General features: G+C 69.8%; 20 protein-coding genes. 13 read left to right on the forward strand and 7 right to left on the reverse strand.

Annotated elements, in window-relative coordinates; genetic code table 11:
* The first annotated feature begins 260 nt into the window (after nt 1–260).
* The 3 genes from EV382_RS06790 to EV382_RS06800 all read left to right on the forward strand — a co-directional run bounded on the left by EV382_RS06790 (nt 261) and on the right by EV382_RS06800 (nt 3,396).
* Nucleotides 261–1,286 (forward strand): IS30 family transposase, encoded by a 1,026-nt coding sequence (locus EV382_RS06790; RefSeq protein ID WP_130399851.1) that lies wholly within the window; start codon nt 261–263, stop codon nt 1,284–1,286.
* A 409-nt stretch (nt 1,287–1,695) separates the two neighbouring features.
* The gene (locus tag EV382_RS06795; protein WP_130400739.1) at nt 1,696–2,670 is read left to right on the forward strand and encodes a pirin family protein; all 975 of its coding nucleotides are present in this window, start codon (nt 1,696–1,698) and stop codon (nt 2,668–2,670) included.
* Nucleotides 2,671–2,727: 57 nt separating this feature from the next.
* Nucleotides 2,728–3,396 carry a hypothetical protein gene (locus EV382_RS06800; RefSeq protein WP_130400740.1) on the forward strand — a complete coding sequence of 223 codons (669 nt, stop codon included), beginning with the start codon at nt 2,728–2,730 and terminating at the stop codon, nt 3,394–3,396.
* 307 nt (nt 3,397–3,703) lie between these two features.
* On the opposite strand, the gene EV382_RS06805 is transcribed toward EV382_RS06800, so the two are convergent.
* Nucleotides 3,704–4,369 carry a DUF1345 domain-containing protein gene (locus tag EV382_RS06805; protein ID WP_130400741.1) on the reverse strand — a complete coding sequence of 222 codons (666 nt, stop codon included), beginning with the start codon at nt 4,367–4,369 and terminating at the stop codon, nt 3,704–3,706.
* A gap of 78 nt (nt 4,370–4,447) precedes the next feature.
* Complete coding sequence (locus EV382_RS06810) at nt 4,448–4,720, reverse strand: DUF2795 domain-containing protein (RefSeq protein WP_130400742.1); 273 nt, start codon at nt 4,718–4,720, stop codon at nt 4,448–4,450.
* A 155-nt stretch (nt 4,721–4,875) separates the two neighbouring features.
* Between EV382_RS06810 and EV382_RS06815 the strand changes: the two genes are divergently transcribed.
* The 5 genes from EV382_RS06815 to EV382_RS06835 all read left to right on the forward strand — a co-directional run bounded on the left by EV382_RS06815 (nt 4,876) and on the right by EV382_RS06835 (nt 8,286).
* Nucleotides 4,876–5,286 (forward strand): DUF2267 domain-containing protein, encoded by a 411-nt coding sequence (locus tag EV382_RS06815; RefSeq protein ID WP_130400743.1) that lies wholly within the window; start codon nt 4,876–4,878, stop codon nt 5,284–5,286.
* A gap of 208 nt (nt 5,287–5,494) precedes the next feature.
* The gene (locus EV382_RS06820) at nt 5,495–6,520 is read left to right on the forward strand and encodes a TerC/Alx family metal homeostasis membrane protein (RefSeq protein WP_130400744.1); all 1,026 of its coding nucleotides are present in this window, start codon (nt 5,495–5,497) and stop codon (nt 6,518–6,520) included.
* A gap of 75 nt (nt 6,521–6,595) precedes the next feature.
* The gene (locus EV382_RS06825; protein ID WP_130400745.1) at nt 6,596–7,195 is read left to right on the forward strand and encodes a sulfite oxidase-like oxidoreductase; all 600 of its coding nucleotides are present in this window, start codon (nt 6,596–6,598) and stop codon (nt 7,193–7,195) included.
* A 7-nt stretch (nt 7,196–7,202) separates the two neighbouring features.
* Nucleotides 7,203–7,967 (forward strand): ferredoxin reductase, encoded by a 765-nt coding sequence (locus EV382_RS06830; RefSeq protein WP_130408538.1) that lies wholly within the window; start codon nt 7,203–7,205, stop codon nt 7,965–7,967.
* 25 nt (nt 7,968–7,992) lie between these two features.
* Nucleotides 7,993–8,286: a DUF6510 family protein gene (locus EV382_RS06835; RefSeq protein ID WP_130400746.1), complete on the forward strand. Its 294-nt coding sequence runs from the start codon at nt 7,993–7,995 to the stop codon at nt 8,284–8,286.
* A 31-nt stretch (nt 8,287–8,317) separates the two neighbouring features.
* Here EV382_RS06835 and EV382_RS06840 read toward each other — a convergent pair whose 3' ends face one another.
* Genes EV382_RS06840 through EV382_RS06850 form a run of 3 tightly spaced genes read right to left on the reverse strand, consistent with a single transcriptional unit; the run spans nt 8,318 to nt 10,027 of the window.
* Nucleotides 8,318–8,704, reverse strand: coding sequence for a hypothetical protein (locus EV382_RS06840; protein ID WP_130400747.1), 387 nt, complete (start codon nt 8,702–8,704; stop codon nt 8,318–8,320).
* Entirely contained in the window at nt 8,701–9,153 is a 453-nt protein-coding gene (locus EV382_RS06845) for a hypothetical protein (protein ID WP_130400748.1), read from the reverse strand. The genes EV382_RS06840 and EV382_RS06845 overlap by 4 nt, the downstream gene beginning before the upstream one ends.
* Nucleotides 9,137–10,027, reverse strand: coding sequence for a hypothetical protein (locus EV382_RS06850; protein WP_130400749.1), 891 nt, complete (start codon nt 10,025–10,027; stop codon nt 9,137–9,139). Before EV382_RS06850 ends, EV382_RS06845 begins: the two co-directional genes overlap by 17 nt.
* Nucleotides 10,028–10,140: 113 nt before the next feature.
* On the opposite strand from EV382_RS06850, the gene EV382_RS06855 reads away from it, so the two are divergent.
* From EV382_RS06855 to EV382_RS06870, 4 genes are all read left to right on the forward strand, one after another.
* Nucleotides 10,141–10,605 (forward strand): winged helix-turn-helix domain-containing protein, encoded by a 465-nt coding sequence (locus EV382_RS06855; protein ID WP_244236577.1) that lies wholly within the window; start codon nt 10,141–10,143, stop codon nt 10,603–10,605.
* Entirely contained in the window at nt 10,584–11,192 is a 609-nt protein-coding gene (locus tag EV382_RS06860; RefSeq protein WP_130400751.1) for a transposase, read from the forward strand. Before EV382_RS06855 ends, EV382_RS06860 begins: the two co-directional genes overlap by 22 nt.
* Nucleotides 11,193–11,632: 440 nt before the next feature.
* Complete coding sequence (locus EV382_RS06865) at nt 11,633–12,355, forward strand: VOC family protein (protein ID WP_130400752.1); 723 nt, start codon at nt 11,633–11,635, stop codon at nt 12,353–12,355.
* Nucleotides 12,356–12,403: 48 nt separating this feature from the next.
* Nucleotides 12,404–12,931: a GNAT family N-acetyltransferase gene (locus EV382_RS06870; RefSeq protein ID WP_130400753.1), complete on the forward strand. Its 528-nt coding sequence runs from the start codon at nt 12,404–12,406 to the stop codon at nt 12,929–12,931.
* A 37-nt stretch (nt 12,932–12,968) separates the two neighbouring features.
* Here EV382_RS06870 and EV382_RS06875 read toward each other — a convergent pair whose 3' ends face one another.
* Complete coding sequence (locus EV382_RS06875; RefSeq protein WP_130400754.1) at nt 12,969–14,438, reverse strand: M1 family metallopeptidase; 1,470 nt, start codon at nt 14,436–14,438, stop codon at nt 12,969–12,971.
* Nucleotides 14,439–14,647: 209 nt separating this feature from the next.
* On the opposite strand from EV382_RS06875, the gene EV382_RS06880 reads away from it, so the two are divergent.
* Nucleotides 14,648–15,949: an NAD(P)/FAD-dependent oxidoreductase gene (locus EV382_RS06880; RefSeq protein ID WP_130400755.1), complete on the forward strand. Its 1,302-nt coding sequence runs from the start codon at nt 14,648–14,650 to the stop codon at nt 15,947–15,949.
* Nucleotides 15,950–15,998: 49 nt separating this feature from the next.
* On the opposite strand, the gene EV382_RS06885 is transcribed toward EV382_RS06880, so the two are convergent.
* Nucleotides 15,999–17,093: an AI-2E family transporter gene (locus EV382_RS06885; RefSeq protein WP_130400756.1), complete on the reverse strand. Its 1,095-nt coding sequence runs from the start codon at nt 17,091–17,093 to the stop codon at nt 15,999–16,001.
* Nucleotides 17,094–17,148: the final 55 nt, after the last annotated feature.

Genomic DNA, 17,148 nt, shown 5'->3' on the forward strand with positions numbered 1-17,148 from the left:
GCCGCCGCCCGCCGCCGCCCGCCGCCGCCCGCCGCCGCCCGCCGCCGCCCGCCGCCGCCCGCCGCCGCCCGCCGCCGGCTGTCGTTTGTCGGTCGCTCGATGCGTTCGTCGGTCGGGCGGGCTGGAGATGTAAGGCCCTCTCGGGGAGGCGAATGCGTCCTCTGGTCGGGGGTTGCCTGGAGATCTTGGACAGTTTTCGTTCGCACGGCGGGCTCAACCGGTGGTTGCAACACCCTTCGGTGATTGTCGTTGGGGTGGTTATGGCGTCGAGGTTGAGCCCGCTGGAGCGGGAGCAGATTGGGTTGGGTCGGGCTGCGGGTGAGTCGTTGCGGTCGATCGCGCGAAGGTTGGGGCGGTCGGTGTCGACGATCTCGCGGGAGGTGGGTCGGTTCGAGCGCTATGGGCAGCGGTATCAGCCGTTGATGGCGCAGTGGGCGTCGTTTCTGCGGCATAACCGGTCCGGGCGGGTGCCGCGGTTGGCTGTTGACGGGCCGTTGCGTCAGGTGGTGCTGGATATGCTGCGACGACGTCGTTCGCCGCAGCAGATCAGTGCCCGGCTGCGGACGCAGTTCCCGGACACGCCGGAGATGTGGGTGTCGCACGAGACGATTTACCAGGCGATCTACCTGCAGGCGCGGGGCAATCTGCGTGCGGACTTGACGCGGCAGATGGCGTTGCGCTCGGGTCGGGCCGCCCGCCGCCGCCGGCCGGCGAGCGCCGGGGCGGTGCGTTCAGCTAGGCCCTGGGTGAACCTGCGCATCGCTGACCGGCCAGCCGAGGTCGCTGACCGGGCGGTGCCGGGGCATTGGGAGGGTGACCTGCTCGAAGGGGTCCGTCGGGGTGGGCGCGGTGGTTCCGCGATCGCCACGTTGGTGGAACGCGCTACCCGGTTCGTGATCCTGGTCGGGCTGCCCGAGGGCAAGGTCTCCGAACACGTCGTGTCCCAGCTGGCCACCGCGATGACCTGGCTCCCACAACGGTTGAGGGCCTCGCTGACCTGGGACCAGGGCGTCGAGATGGCCCGCCACCGTGACTTCACCATCGCCACCGACTGCCCGGTCTACTTCTGCGACCCCCACAGCCCCTGGCAACGCGGCAGCAACGAGAACACCAACGGGCTGCTGCGCCAGTACTTCCCCAAGGGCCAATTCGACTTCACCACCATCGACCAGGCCGGCCTCGACCACGTCGCCGACGAACTCAACGACCGCCCCCGCATGACCCTGGGCTGGGCCACCCCAGGTGAGAAGATGACCCAGCTACTCGGTGTTGCAACCACCGGTTGAGCCCGCCCACAGAACGGAAACTGTCCAAGATCTCGCGTTTGGCGACGTGGCGGGATGAGGTGATCGACGCCAAGCGATGGTTGCCGGTCTTAACAGCGTGCTGGTGTCCGCCAGCAACCAGCGGACCCGCGCCGATGAGCCCGGACCAGGTCGGACCATGCCGCCAAGCCGCGCTGCGCCGATGAGCCCGGACCAGACCAGGCAGTGCCGACAAGCCCAGGCCGATGAGCCCGGGACCAGGTTGGGCCGCGCCGACAAGTCCGTGCCGATGAATCCCGGAGCAGGCCAGACAGCGCCGATGTGCGAGCGCCGACAGGGCGGTGCCGTGACGACCACGGGCTGGTGAACCCCGCCCTGCCCTGGCGGGAAGCGCCGGGGTCGTTGGTTGGCGTGAGCGTACAGTCGGGCGGTGGAGCGTACTGAATCGATGCTGGCGCAGACCCGACCGCCTGGCGTGGCCGACGTCGATCCCGGCAGTGTGTTGTTGCCCGGCCACGATGTGCCGTTGGGTCGGTACACCACGGTGCGGCGGCTGCTTCCGCAGCGCGCCCGCCGGATGGTTGGCGCGTGGTGTTTCGTGGATCATTTCGGCCCGGACGATGTGGCTCAGCGGCCCGGTATGGAGGTACCGCCGCACCCGCACACCGGGTTGCAGACGGTGACCTGGCTGCTTGACGGGGAGATCCTGCACCGGGACAGCCTGGGCAGTGTGCAGCCGATTGTGCCCGGCCAGCTGAACGTGATGACCTCCGGGAACGGCATCGCCCACTCGGAGCGTTCGCCGGCCACCCACCCGCCGGTGATGCACGGCGTGCAGCTCTGGGTGGCGCTGCCGGATCCGGCGCGGGCCGGGGCGGCGGACTTCGCGCACCACGCCGACCTGCCGCGTTGGCGCGACGGCGAGGTGGACGCCACCCTGCTGGTTGGCGAGTTCGCCGGGGAGCGGTCACCGGCGGTGGTGCACACCCCGCTGGTGGGGGTGCAGCTGGAGTTGGGTGGTGCGGCGCCGACGACGCTGTCGTTGCGGCCCGATTTTGAGTACGCGGTGCTGGCGATGTCCGGGTCCGCGGAGGCGGCCGGGGTCGGGTTCGAGCCGGGGGCGCTGCTGTATCTGGGTTCGGGTCGTCGGGAGCTGACGGTGCGGGGTGGGCCTGGGGCGCGGTTGCTGCTGTTGGGCGGTACGCCGTTCGAGGAGCCGTTGGTGATGTGGTGGAACTTCGTGGGCCGGTCGCACGAGGAGATCGCCGCCGCCCGGGAGGACTGGATGGCCGGCGCGAGTCGCTTCGGTGTGGTGGCCGACGATGCGGCGCCACCGCTGCTGGCGCCCGCCCTGCCCACGACCCGCCTCAAGGCCCGGGACCGTACCGGCGGCCTGCACGGTTGATGCCACCGGCGCGCCCGGCAAGGTGTGTGGCTGTCGGCGGCGCGGGTAGTCGCCGCCATGGCGACCAGTTTGATCACTCCGGTGGAGGACCGTAAACGTCTGGCGCGCCGGCTCGCCGGTAGCGGGCGGGGCTTCGCCGAGCAGTACGGGTTCCGGGTGACCAACAACCCGGCGAGCCTGTTCCAGGTTCTCTACCTGTCGGTGCTGCTGGCCCGTCGTGGTGATTTCCGGCGGGCGTTGGATGGGGCGCGGGCGGTCCGCGACGAGGGGTGGGACAGCGCGGCCCGGCTGGCTCGTTCGCTGCACGAGGACCGGGTACGGGTGCTGCGCGCCAGCGGCCAACGTGGTGACGTGGACGCGTTGGCCGCCGCGCTGGGGGATCTGGCCCGGACGGTGGTCGAGCGGTACCGGGGTGATCTGCGCAGGTTGCGGGCGGTGGCGCACCACGACCCGGTGCGGGAGCGGGCGCTGCTCGCTGAGCTTCCGGGCGTCGACGACCAGGTCGTCGAGCTGTTTCTCCGGGAGGCGCAGGCGTTGTGGCGGGAGGTGGCTCCGGTCGCCGACCGGCGGGCGTTGGCGGCCGCGCGTCGGCTCGGGTTGGGCCGGTCGGCGGAGGACCTGGCGGGCCTGGCCACGGGTGAGTCGGAGCAGTTGGCCTGGCTGGTGGGGGCGTTGGCCCGGGTCGACCTGGAGCACCGGTACGCGGAGGTGACCGGTCGGCCGTGACGTGCCCTGGCCCACACTTCCGCAAATTCTGACCAAACGGGGGATGTCCTGCCGTATGGTTGGACCCGGCAGTGCTGGCCGCTCGGTTCGGGTGGCCCTCCACCGCCAGGTGACCGTGACCGGTTCGGGAGCGGTTCACCGCCTGGGCAGGCGTCGTGGCGCCCTGGGTCGCGGTTCGTGACCAGGGGCGCCCGCCTGTCCCGGCGCTCCGATCGGCCCACCCCGTGTCGCGCTCCGGGGCCTCGTGGCCGAAACAGACCAGAGCCCACCGAACCAGGCCCGAGCCCCACCGGAACAGGCCACAACCTCACTTGGCCAGACCCGCCAGCAGGTTCACCGTCACGGCGATGATGAACGCCCCGAACAGGTACGACACCAACGAGTGCCGCAGCACCGTACGACGCATCTCGTTGCTGGTCAGGTTGGTGTCGGAGATCTGGAACGTCGTCCCAATGGTGAACGCGACGTACGCGAAGTCGGAGTAGCACGGCGGTTCGGGCTGGTTGAAGTTCACCCCGCCGTCCGGGCCCGTGTAGTAGATCCGGGCGTACCGGGCGGCGAACACGGTGTGCACCACGAACCAGGAGAGCACCACGCTGAGCACTCCCAGGCCGCTGTGCAGTTCCCGGGTCGTCCCGGGGGGCGCGTTCTGGGAGCTGGCCACGACCAGCCCCACGGCCAGCAGGCTGGCCAGGCAGGCGACGAGCAGCAGGGCGTCCCGGATCGCCCGGTTCGGGTCCTCGTGGACGGCGAGTTGGGCGGTGCGCTCGGCGTCCATCGGCCAGATCTTGTGCCAGACCAGCACGAGCCAGCTCAGCGCGCCGACGTCCCAGCCGACGAGGGCGGCGAGCGGCAGCGGCAGCAGTAGTGCGAAGACGCAGCCGGCGATGATGCCGACCACCGCCACGACGGCGAGCTGTGCCGCGGCCGGGAAGCGTACATCCGCTGGCCGGGACGGGCCGGTGCGGGTCATCCGTGCCGCTCCCCGGTCCGGGCGCTGGATGGTTCGTGCCGGGTGGCGACGACGGGATCGGGCACCGCCACCGCCGGGTCAGATGCCGCGCAGGTGCTGCGAGACCCGGTTGTGCTTCTTGTCCCGGGCCTGCTCGGCCCGCTGGGCGGGGCTCACCTCGGGTGCCGCTTCGATCCCGGCAGAGCGGGCCACCTCGGTCCCGTTGGCGTAGTCGACCGGCGGCAGGGCGCGGAGCGCCTTCAGCACGTCCGGCGGGGCACCTTCCCGTTCGGCTTCGCGGACCACGTCGTCCTTCTCGGCCGGGTAGTCCAGGCTCGACAGGTACTGCAGGACGTCGGCGTAGCTCGCCATGGCGTGGGCTCCCTCGGGCATCGGTGTGGTGACGACCGGCGGCGGTTACCCGTCCGCCGCCCGGTCACGCCCGCCGGCGGAGGAAACCCGGCGCCGTTTCTCCTCGGCCGCCGCGGGTACCCGCAGTCGCCGACGCGAGCCCAAGGGAGTACGCGATGAACTACGACACCTTCATCGACCAGGTTTCCCAGCGCACCGCCACGTCGTCCGAGCGGGCGGTGGAGTTGACGCGGGCCGTGTTGGAGACGTTCGCCGAGCGGTTGACCGGCGGCGAGGTGTTGGACCTGGCCGCCCAGTTGCCGCAGCCGCTGCAACTGGTGCTGAAACCGAGCCCGAGCACGGAGCAGGCGGACCGGTTCGGCGCGGCGGAGTTCGTGGCCCGGGTCGCGTTGCGCGCCGGTGTGCCGGAGCCGGCGGCCCAGGACGCCAGCCGGGCGGTCTTCACCACCCTGCGGGAGGCGATCACCGGTGGTGAGTTCGATGACGTGGCGACTCAACTGCCGCGTGACTATCGGGGTCTGATCGAGCCGGCGATGGCCCCGGGGGCGACGTTGCGCCGCGGCTGACGGGCTCCACCCACAGCGGTTTACCAGGGCAACCATCGATGTCCCGCTTGGCGTGGCGATTCCGCCTGGCCTAACCTGGTCGTGCGAGGGGAGTACTTCCCACGAACCATTCCGGTCAGTACGGCGCGCCCGGCGCGCCTCGGGTGGTTGTCCACCTTTTGGTGGGTGAAGGAGACCTCGAACATGACGGTGTTCGAGGAGACCTCATATGAGCCACCTTTCTTATCTGTCCGCCGCCAGTGACCTGTCGTCGGTGGGCACGCCCACGCTGTGGGCGGTCACCATCATCGGGGTCATCCTGCTGCTGGTTCTGGACTTCCTGGTCACGCGCCGCCCGCACGAGGTGTCCATGCGGGAGGCCATCGGCTGGTCGGCGTTCTACATCGCCCTGCCGTTGGCGTTCGGCGCCTGGCTGTGGTTCCGCTTCGGCTCCCAGCAGGGCGTGGAGTACCTGACCGGTTACCTGGTGGAGAAGTCGCTCTCGGTCGACAACCTCTTCGTCTTCATGCTGCTGTTGGCGGCGTTCGCGGTGCCGGCGGTGCTCGCCCAGCGGGTGCTGCTGTACGGCATCGCCGGCGCGCTGGTGTTGCGGGCCGTCTTCATCGCTCTCGGCGCGGCGGCGTTGCAGACCCTCGACTTCGCCTTCCTGCTCTTCGCGATCATCCTCATCGCCACCGCGGTGAAGCTGCTGCGCGACGCCCTGTCCGGGCACCAGCAGGAGGTCGACATCAACAACATGCGTTCGGTGAAGCTGCTGCGCAAGGTCATGCCGGTGGTCGATGAGTACCACGGCACCAGGATGACCGTCCGGCAGGGCGCGAAGCGGGCGCTCACCCCCTTCGCCCTGGTGGTGGTCGCGGTGCTGGCCACCGACATCGTCTTCGCGGTCGACTCGGTGCCGGCGGTCTACGGCATCACCGAGGACCCGTACCTGGTGTTCGCCACCAACGCCTTCGCTCTGCTCGGTCTGCGGGCGCTCTACTTCGTCCTGCACGCGGCGCTGAGCCGGCTGGTGCACCTCAGCTACGGCCTGGCCATCATCCTGGCGTTCATCGGTCTCAAGCTGGGCCTGCACTGGGCGCACGGCATCTGGGACAACGTTCCGGAGATCCCCACCCTGGCCTCGCTCTTTGTGATCATCGGCGTGTTGGTGGTGGTCACACTGACCAGCCTGCGCGCCACCCGGGGCGGTGACCTGCCCGCGGACCGCGAGGTCGTTGCGGACCGGCACTGACCGCGCCGCGCCAGCCGACGAGGGGGTACGCGGGAAAGCTCCCGCCCCGGCCGGCGCGGGTGGTACGACTGGGTGATGGGAATCGTGTCACCGGGCTTTCAGGGCCGGCCCCGAACGCAGGAGCCGGCGCTGCCACCGGGTCAGTATCTGACCGAGGACTTTCCGGTGCTCTCGGCAGGCCCGACGCCCCGGGTGTCCCTGGACACCTGGGAGTTCGTCATCTCCGCCGAGAACGGCAGCGAACACCGCTGGTCGTGGCAGGAGATGATGGCCCTGCCGCAGGAGACGCCGATGGTGGACATCCACTGCGTCACCCGCTGGTCCAAGTTCGGCACCAGTTGGCAGGGCGTCTCCCTGGACACGCTGCTCGCCGACGTCGACACGGGGGCGCACTTCGCGCTGGCGCACTCCTACGGCGGGTACACCACCAACCTGCCGCTGGACGACCTGCGCGGCGGCCAGGCGTGGGTGGTGCACACCTTCGACGGCGCTCCGCTGCCCGCCGAGCACGGCGGCCCGGCGCGACTGCTGGTGCCGCACCTGTACTTCTGGAAGTCCGCCAAGTGGGTGCGCGGCATCCGGCTCAAGACGATGGACGAGCCGGGGTTCTGGGAGACCGCCGGGTACCACGACTACGGCGATCCGTGGCGCGAACAGCGGTACCAGGGTGACTGAGCGCGCCGTGGCGACGAACACGCAGCGTCGGACGCCGAACCGTTGGCAGGTTGGCCGGCTGGTGGAGCGCCGGGTGGAGACACCGACCGCGCAGACCCTGGTGCTGGAGGTGCCGGACTGGCCGGGGCACCTGCCGGGGCAGCACGTCGACCTGCGGCTCACCGCCCCGGACGGCTACCAGGCGGCCCGGTCGTACTCCATTGCCGGGCCGACGGTGGACGGGCCTGGCGGCCCGCGCATCGAGGTGACCGTGCAGCGGGTGCACGACGGCGAGGTGTCGCCGTACCTCATTGATGTTTTTGGCGTCGGCGACCCGGTGGAGGTCCGCGGACCGCTCGGTGGCTGGTTCATCTGGCGACCCGAGGAGACCGCGCCGGTGCAGCTCGTCGCCGGTGGTTCGGGCATCGTGCCGCTGATGGCGATGATCCGGGCGCGGCGGGCGGCGGGCAGCAAGGCACTGTTCCGGCTGGTCTACTCGGTCCGCACCCCCGTCGACGTGATCTACGCCGACGAGCTGCGCCGCCGGGCCCGCGACGACTTCGGGCTGGACGTCGCGTACGTCTACACCCGCGAGGCGCCCGAGGGCTGGCGCGGTGAGCCGCACCGGATCGGGCTGGCGGACGTCAACACCCACGGGTGGCCGCCGGATCTGGAACCGTTGACCTACGTCTGTGGCCCGACCGCGTTCGTGGAGACCGTGGCCGACCTGCTGGTGGGCCTGGGCCACCCGTCGCGCAAGGTCAAGACCGAACGCTTCGGCCCCACCGGCTGACGCACGCCCTGTCGAGGAGATTCCGATGACCGAGATGTCGTACCTGGACGGCAACATGCTCGACGGCCCGATGCGTGAGCTGTTCACCGTCGACCTGAGCACCGCGGTGGGCCGCTGCGACAACTGCGGGATGACCGGGTCGATGGCCAGCCTGCACGTCTACTCGCACGCACCGGGCCTCGTCGCCCGCTGCCCGTCCTGCGAGGAGGTGATGATGCGTCTGGTGCGTGGGCCGGACCGGGCCTGGCTGGACATGCGCGGCACCACCTTCCTCCAGGTGCCGATGCCGATGGAGCAGACGTTCCCCGGCCCACTCTGACTGTTGGCCCGACACGCTCAGCCGACGGACGTCATCGGTGCAGAGCCCAGACCAACACGGTCGCGTAGGCCACCGTGAGCACAGCACCGAGTGCCAGGAACGCGATTCCGGTACGAAGTCGGGCGATCCTGCGCGCTTGCCGTTCCGGCCGGAAAGCGTCGAAGTCGCTCCTCGGGGCCGTCAGGTCATAGAGGAAGATCCCAGCGCCGATCAGCAGGGGCAGAACTGCCACGGTCGCGAGGCTCCACACCACCAGGTCGTCGTTGACCAGCGCCGTCACGGTCGTCGCGTTCGTCGTGAGGATGCGGACGACCTGAAACGCGCCATTGATCACCGAGAGCAGAATGCCCAGCCGTGCCAGCCACAACCACGGCCACGCCTGCTCCTGGTGGGACGCGGAGCCGCCAGAGGCCGTCATCGCCGACCTCGCGGTTCGATGGGAAACCGACCGATCCGCATGCGGGTCTGGGTGATCCGCAGCTCCAACCACCGTTCGTTCTCGGCAATCAGCGGAAGGAGTTCGCGGAGGATGTTCACCATCCCCGCCATGACTTTCTCGTCCCGATAGATCTCGGCGTTCAGTGGCGCCCGCACACCTTTCCGCAGGGAGCTCACCAGGATTGTGGGCAGTACGACGAATGCCGCCAGCGTGGCCGCTGCCCCGGCGTAGTGCGGCAGCACGGCGATGAGCGCGCAGACACCGGTGGCGAGGATCGCGGCCACGGCGATCCGCTCGATGAGTAGGTAACGCCGATAGCGGTCGCGCGCTCCATCCACGGTGGCTAGCAGCGCCTCGGCCTCCCGCAGGGAACGTTCGAAGTCGTCGCCGGACGTGTACTGCGATCCCGCCTCAGCTCTGGAGCCCACAGAACTCTCCCAGCGTGTTGTTGAAAGTGCGCTGCAACGCGTCGAACCTGGTGTCGTCGAGTTGCGAGGTCGCCTCCGCTACGGAGGGCAGGACGCGGAAGTTCTCACGCTGACCGGCGAAGGGGAGGATCGCCAGACGCGGCTTGGGCCCGGATCCGAATCCGCGGATGAAATCGCTGAGCAGCCGCCCGAATGGGGACAGCGGCACCGACGGATTCGGAATGTAGTACCGCTTGAGCTCGTCAAGCTGGTTCCTCCGGTGCAGGTCAACCTTTGTCACGGCGATGATGAGCCAGGCGTTCTGGGCAGCGCTGCCATTTCCCCAGGACTCGAGCAGCCGACGAGCGATCAACTCGAAGTGCTTGCACTCGTTGTCCATGCTCAACTGCCAGTACTGTTCAGACTGTGAGGGGGTTCTGCGGTCCACCTCCTGGTCGATGTCCGGTAGCTTTGCGCGAAGTTCCTCCGGCGACGGCTCGTGGTCGAGTGAATCGCGCCAGGCCTCCTCGAGCGCACGCTGCAACGACTCCCGCTGACCCGCCTCCATCGCGGCGCGCTGCTGCTCCACGATGTTGATCTCGTCCGCCGTCCACGACCGGGTCATCCGCTCAGCCACCACGTATATGACACCCGAGGGATAGTTGGGTGGCTGCAACATGGCGTTCCACGCGTCGATGTCGCCGTCCACGAACTCCTCGCCGACCTGCTGGCCCGGTGTGACCGCGACAAGAGCGTTCACCTTTCCCTTGCGACCGCGGATGACGACTTTGTGGGTGGTGTGATCCTTGGTCCGCTGTTGTACGTACCCGCTGCTGTTCGAGATTCGATGAAACAGCGCACTCTTGCCGGCGAACCGATCACCGACAATCATCATGGGCGTGATCTCCGCTACAGAGGTTGAAAGGCTGACGTCCGTCGGCGTGTTGGCGTGACCGATGTCGATGGGTTTGGTAGGCCGGGGGTATGAGGTATCCGGCTGGTGGTGGCATGAACGCGGCAGCCCGGGTCCGGCGTGAGAAGGTCCGGATCCAGGCCGCGGCGATGTTCGAGGAGTCCGTACCGACCGCGCAGATCGCTTCTGAGCTGCGGGTTTCGGAGAAGTCGGTGCGTCTGTGGCGGCGACAGTGGACTGCTGGCGGAACGGAGGCTCTGGCGTCGGCCGGGCCGGGCGGCTCGGACTGCAAACTCTCCGTTGAGCAGCGCAAACAGTTGGCCGAGATGCTCGATGAAGGTCCGATCGTGCACGGCTGGGCCGATGCCCGTTGGACTCTCACCCGGGTGGCCGAGGTGATCGAGCGTCGTTTCGGCGTCTCCTACACGCTGCGCGGGGTGTCCTACCTGCTGCATCGCCTCGGGTACAGCCAGCAGGTTCCCACTCGTCGGGCGATCGAACGCGATCCGGAAGCGATCGCCGGCTGGCATCGTGGGCGGTGGCCGTCGGTAAGAGGTTAGCGGCGGCGCAGGGCGCCTGGATCTGCTTCCAGGACGAGGCAGGGCAGGTCATGCGACCGCCGGTGGCCAAGACGTGGGCCCGGCGCGGGCACACGCCGGTGGTCGAGGTCTCCGGCAAGGGCTCCGGCCGGATCTCGATCGCCGGCCTGGTCTGCCTCAAGCCCGGACAGCGAGGCCGGCTGATGTGGCGAACCCGGCTGCACCGCGGTCGCGCCGGGGAGCGCGGCAGCTTCAGCGAGGACGACTACATCGCCTTCCTCGACCAAGCCCACCAGCGCCTGCACGCGCCGATAGTGCTGATCTGGGACAACCTGAACACCCACGTCAGCCGCCGCATGCACACCCTGATCGCCGCCCGGCCGTGGCTGACCGTGATCCGGCTACCCCCCTACGCCCCGGACCTCAACCCCACCGAAGGCGTCTGGCGCTGGATGAAACGCGGCCTGACCAACACCGCCGCCCGAGGCGTCGACCACCTCGCCCAACTGGTCAAACGCCGACTACGCGCTTGTCAGCAACAAACCGATCTCCTCGCCGGCTTCTTCGCCAGCACCGGCATGACCCTCGAACCCGAACCACCGAGATAGCCCGAACCTCGACCTTTCAACCTCTGTAGCCGAGGATGCCGCTGCACCTCGGTGATCTCGATGGTGCGCGGCAGCGTGTCGCTGGTCGCGGAGTCGACGATTCGCACCGTGCGATCCCAGCGTTGCTCGACTTCTGTCCAATACGGTGCGAGATCATCCAAGATCATCGGCTGGCCCCTGGGGTGTCATTCGCGACGGTGATCGAAAGAAGCTAACAGCGCAGAAGGCGGACGCGAGGATCTGTCGCGATGCCGACACCTGCGCTTTGTCGGCCTGCCCGACGACCCGGAATTTTGTGCCGCCGCGTTGGGGTTGGGGTGTGGCCCTGCCGCACCGGGGATGATCGCGCCGAAACTCGGGTGCGATCGGCCGGGCAGGCTCCTAGGCTCCCGCTGCGACGGCTGGCACGGCGTCCGGTCGGATGGGAGACGAGCGCAGCGATGACCGCACACCTGTTCGCGATCACCTTCGACGCGCGCGAGCCGATGCGGCTCGCGCAGTTCTGGTCCGGGCTCCTGGGGCGGGGGATCGTCGACGATCCACACGACGGCGTGCTGCTCCTGCCCGCCACCGACAACGCGTTCCACATCCGCTTCGCACCGAACCAGCAGCCGAAGGTCGTCCAGAACCGGATGCACTTCGACCTGACCAGCAGTTCGCTGGAGGACCAGCGGCAGACGGTGGCCAGGGCGTTGGAGCTGGGCGCGCGGCACGCTGACATCGGGCAGGGCCCGGAGATCGATCATGTGGTGCTCGCCGACCCCGAGGGCAACGAGTTCGACGTCATCGCACCGGGCAACAACTTCCTCGCCGGCTGCGGCTTTGTCGGGGCGCTGGCCTGCGACGGATCGCAGGCGGTGGGGTACTTCTGGAGCCGGGCGCTGGGGTGGCCGCTGGTCTGGGACCAGGACGAGGAGACCGCTATCCAATCACCGGATGGCGGCACGAAGATTACCTGGGGCGGTCCGCCGCACGCGCCGAACGGCGGCCGGGACCGGGTGCGGTTCGACCTCGCCCCAGCTGTCGACACAGATTGGCAGGTCGAGGTTGACCGGCTGCTCTCGCTCGGTGCGACCCGCGTCGACACCGGCCAGGACGGGCCGGGCCGGTTGGTGTTGGCCGACCCCGATGGTCAGGAGTTCAGCCTCCTGACGCACCGCTAGCGCGGCCCGTTGGACAACGGCGGCACCGGCCCGTCAGAGTGATCCGCCGTGAGATACCTGCGTACCGGTGGTCCCGCCGCGATCCGGCGACCCCGGCCCACCGACTCCGACGAGTTCATCGCCGCCGCGCAACGCAGTCGGGACCTGCACCACCCGTGGTTGGCCGCGCCGGCCAGCCCCGAGGAGTACGAGCTGTACCTGCGTCGGATCCGTCGCCGCGACAGCGCCGGTTACCTGATCTGCGACCGGGCCAGCGGCGCTATCGCCGGCTACGTGAACATCAGCGGGATCGTGCTCGGCGCGCTGCGTGGTGGCTACCTCGGGTATGCGGCGTTCCTGCCGTACAGCGGCACCGGGCACGCCTCGGCGGGCGTCGCCCTGGTGATCGACCACGCGTTCACCTCGGCCGGGTTGCACCGGCTGGAGGCGAACATCCAGCCGGGCAACGAGCCGTCCCGGCGGGTGGCCCGCAAGCTCGGTTTCCGGTTGGAGGGATTCTCCCCGGACTACCTGTTCATCGACGGCGCCTGGCGCGACCACGAACGCTGGGCGATCACCGCGCCAACCGCCGCCTGACCGCCGGCCCGGCCGCGCCGGGCCGACGGTCACGACGTCACTGCGGGAGTGGGCCGGTCTCCGGCGGCGTGGTGGGGGAGTCCAGCCACGTGTCGATGAGCGCGGTGAAGTCGTGGCCGGTCTGCTTGTTGACGTACGCGGTGAACGACGCCCGGGTCTGCTGGGTGTGCAGGTTCTCCTGCACCCAACCGCGGGCCAGCGCGAAGAACCGTTCGTCGCCCAGCGCCTGGTGCAGTTGGCGCAGCATCGCGGCACCGCAGGTGTAGACGTTCGTCGCGCCGAACTCGGCGGGGTCCGGCTTGCTCGGTGGGCCGTACTCCTTGCGCAGTTCGCCGTCGCGTTGCCGGCTCGACGCCACCAACTCGGCGTCGGTGAGCCCGTACTTGTCCTTCTCGTAGAGCTTCTGCGCGTAGAGGCCCCAGCTCTCGTTGAGCCACATGTCGCGCCAGTCGGTGAGCGTGACCGCGTCGCCGAACCAGTGGTGGGCGTACTCGTGCACGGCGGTCAGGTCGAACATCTGATCACCGCGGGCCGGCTGGACCTCACCCATGGTGACCATCTGCTGGGTTTCCATGGCCGAGGCGGACTCGACCATGACGAGGCCGGCGGAGTCGAACGGGTACGGGCCGAAGCGCTTCTCCAGCCAGGTCAGGAAGCCCGGGGACCGCTTGAGCATCGGCAGGTACTGGGCGTCCTTGGCGCGGTACCAGGTGGTCACCGGGATGCCGTGGGGGCCCTTGGCGGAGAGCTTCTTGTACTTGCCGACCGCCAGGGTCGTCGCGTACGACGCCACCGGGACGGTGCTGCGGTAGGTGAACGTGGTGCCGCTCTGCCCGACCGGGGTGCCGCTGGCCACGCCCGTCCACCCCTTCGGCGCGGTGATCGCGATGTCGTAGAGCGCCTCGTCGGAGGGGTGGTCGTTGGCCGGGTACCAGGTGAAGGCCCCGAACGGCTCCTGCATCGTCCAGATCCCACCGTCGCCGTCGACGGTCAGCCCGAGCGGGTGCGCGTCGCCCCGCTTGGAGGGCATCGGGGTGGTGGACGGCTTGCCGTGGTAGCCGACGACGAGGGTGATCGGGACGTCCGCCCGGACCGGCGTCTCGACCACGAGCTTCTCGTGGGAGACCGCGCCCTCGGCGTTCGTGCCGTCGACGGTCAGGGTGTCGATGGTGTACGGCTTGAAGTCCAGGCTCACCGACTGGGCGTCGCGGGTCGGGCGCAGGTGCACGGTCGCGGTGCCGGTGAGGGTGCGTGTGGTGGGCGACCAGGTCAGATCCAGTCCGTAGTGCAGCACGTCCACCGCGTCGGTGCCGCGCTCGGGGTAGAGCGGGTCGACGACCGGCTTCGAGACACCCGCCGCCCAGGCCGCGTACGGGCCGGAGAGCGCCGGCGCGCCGGCCGGGGTCGCGAAGGTGCCACCTGAGGTAGGTGCGGCCGGTGGGTCGGCTGTGCAGCCGGTGAGCAGCGTCAGGGACGCCAGCACGGCGACGGTGGATCGGGTACGCACCTGTGAGCTCCGGAGGTCGGGGACGTGTACGCGACCTCAAACGCCTTCGCCCCGCCGCTGGGTTGTCGCTTCCGACGTTTCGGTCCCGTTAATTCGTTCCTCAGATGTCCCGAAAGTTCCTGCGCACCGGGCGCATCCGCCGTCCGCCGAGTCGACCAGGGCTGACGCGCCGGACGTTTGTTCGGGGCTTCGACGGGAAACGGCCCGCAATGACGAAACCTCGTGTGGTGATCGTGGGGGCCGGGTTCGCCGGTTACCACGCGGCGAAGACGTTGAGCCGGATCGCCCGGGACCGGGCCGAGATCGTGGTGCTGAACTCGACCGACTACTTCCTCTACCTGCCGCTGCTGCCCGAGGTGGCGGCCGGGGTGGTCGAACCCAAGCGGATCGCCGTGCCGCTGACGGGGACGCTCAAGGGCGTACGGGTGGTGATCGGGGAGGCGGACCACGTCGACCTGCAGAACCGCTGGGTCGGCTTCACCCAGCCGGAGGGGGAGAAGAACCGGCTGGCGTACGACCGGCTGGTGCTCGCCGTGGGCAGCGTCAACAAACTGCTGCCCATCCCCGGGGTGACCGAGTACGCGCACGGCTTCCGCGGCCTGCCCGAGGCCGTCTACCTGCACGATCACATCGTCCGCCAGATCGAGTTGGCCGAGCAGGCCGAGGACCCGGCCGAGCAGCAGGCCCGGGCCACCTTCGTGGTGGTCGGGGCGGGCTACACCGGCACCGAGGTCGCCGCGCACGGGCAGCTGTTCACCGACGCGCTGCACGCCCAGCGGCCCCGGCTCGGCGTCCGCCCCCGCTGGATGCTGCTCGACGTGGCGTCGCGGGTGTTGCCGGAGTTGGACAAGCGGATGTCGGACACCTCGCACAAGGTCCTCAACCGGCGTGGGGTGGACGTGCGGATGGGCACCTCGGTGGCCGAGGCGACCTGCGACGGGGTGAAGCTCACCGACGGTGAGTACGTGCCGACCTGCACCCTGGTCTGGTGTGTAGGGGTGCGACCCGACCCGTTCGTCAACGAGCTGGGCCTGCGGACCGACCGGGGTCGACTGGTGACCGACGAGTTCCTCAACGTTCCCGGCTACCCGGAGGTGTACGCCATCGGTGACGCCGCCGCCGTGCCAGACCTGGTCAACCCGGGGAAGGTCTGCGGGATGACGGCGCAGCACGCCCAGCGACAGGGCAAGCGCGTGGCCCACAACATCGCCGCGTCGTACGGTTTCGGCCGGCGCAAGCCGTACAAGCACCACGACCTGGGATGGGTCGTCGACCTGGGTGGCAAGGACGCGGCGGCGAACCCGTTGCAGGTCAACCTGGGCGGGCTGCCGGCCAAGGCGGTCACCCGGGCGTACCACCTGATGGCGATGCCGGGAAACCGCACCCGGGTCACTGCCGACTGGGCCCTGGATGCCGCGTTGACCCGGTCCGCGGTCCAGTTGGGGTTGGTGCCGGCCAACGCGGTGCCGTTGGAGAGCACCACACCCGAGGTCACGACCCGGGCCCGCTGAGCGGGCACCCGGCCGGTCGCCGGGGAGGAGAGCGTCGTACCCGCGCCGGTCAGTCGGTGGTGCCGGCCGGTCGTCCCGGCCGTGCGGCCGGACCGGCCGGCGGGGCTGGCCGCAGCCGGCGCGGGCCGTACTCGCGCAGCAGGGTCTGGATGATGCCGGCGGCGGGGATGGCCAGCAGCGCGCCGAGCAGACCGGCCAGTTCCGCCGCGAGCAGCACGCTGACCAGCACGGTCAACGGGTTCAGCCGGACCGCGCGGGACAGGATGAGCGGTTGGAGCAGGTGGTTCTCCAGCTGCTGGTAGACCACGAAGAAGACCAGCACCACCACTCCGGCGGTGGGGGAGTGCAGGAAACCGGCACCGGCCGCGATCACCGCGCCGAGCGTCGCCCCGACCAGCGGTATCAGGTCGGCGACCGCCACCAGCAGGGCGATCACGGCCGCGAAGGGCACCCCGGTGAGGGCCAGCACCGCGTAGGTCAGCGCCCCGCAGATCACGCTGATCAGCAGGTTCCCGGTGAGGTAGCCGGTGACGGTGCGCGACACCTCGCGGCCCACCCGACGCAGCCGCTCGCCCTGACCGTCCCCGGCCGCCGCGAGCAGGCCGCGGGTGATCCGCGGCGCCTCCAACACCATGAGGTACGCGAGCACGACGACAGTGACCAGCCCGGCGATCGACTCGACGACGCCGCGCAGCACGCCGACCGCCGGTTGGCGCAGCTGCCCGCCGAAGCCGCGCAGCTGCTCGGAGTGTTCGCTGAGGTAGCGCCGCGCCCCGGTGCGCTCCAGCAGTTGCCCCACCGGGCCCCGTCCGGCGCGGGCGTCGCGCAGCAGCTCGGGGGCCCGGTCGGCGAAGCGGCTCAACTCCCCGAACAGCGGCACCAGGATGAGCGCGGCCAGGATCGCCAGCAGCACGAACGCGGCGAGGAACACCAGCAGCGTGGCCAGCGCCCGACGGCGGACCAGGCGACGTTGCAACCGGTCGACGAGGGGTTTGAGCGCGACCGCGAAGAACGCGGCGACCACCATCCAGACCAGCACCCGGCGGGTCGCGTACACGAAGCCCAGCGCGAGGGCGGTCGCCAGCACCAGACCGATCACGACCAGGGTGCGACGCGCGGTGCCCCGGTCGTCGGTGTTGCTCATCCGGCGGGCCTTCCCCGCGCAGACCGTCGGAAACCCGGCACGGCGGGCGCAACGG

It is taken from the genome of Micromonospora violae, from assembly GCF_004217135.1.
GTDB lineage: Bacteria > Actinomycetota > Actinomycetes > Mycobacteriales > Micromonosporaceae > Micromonospora > Micromonospora violae.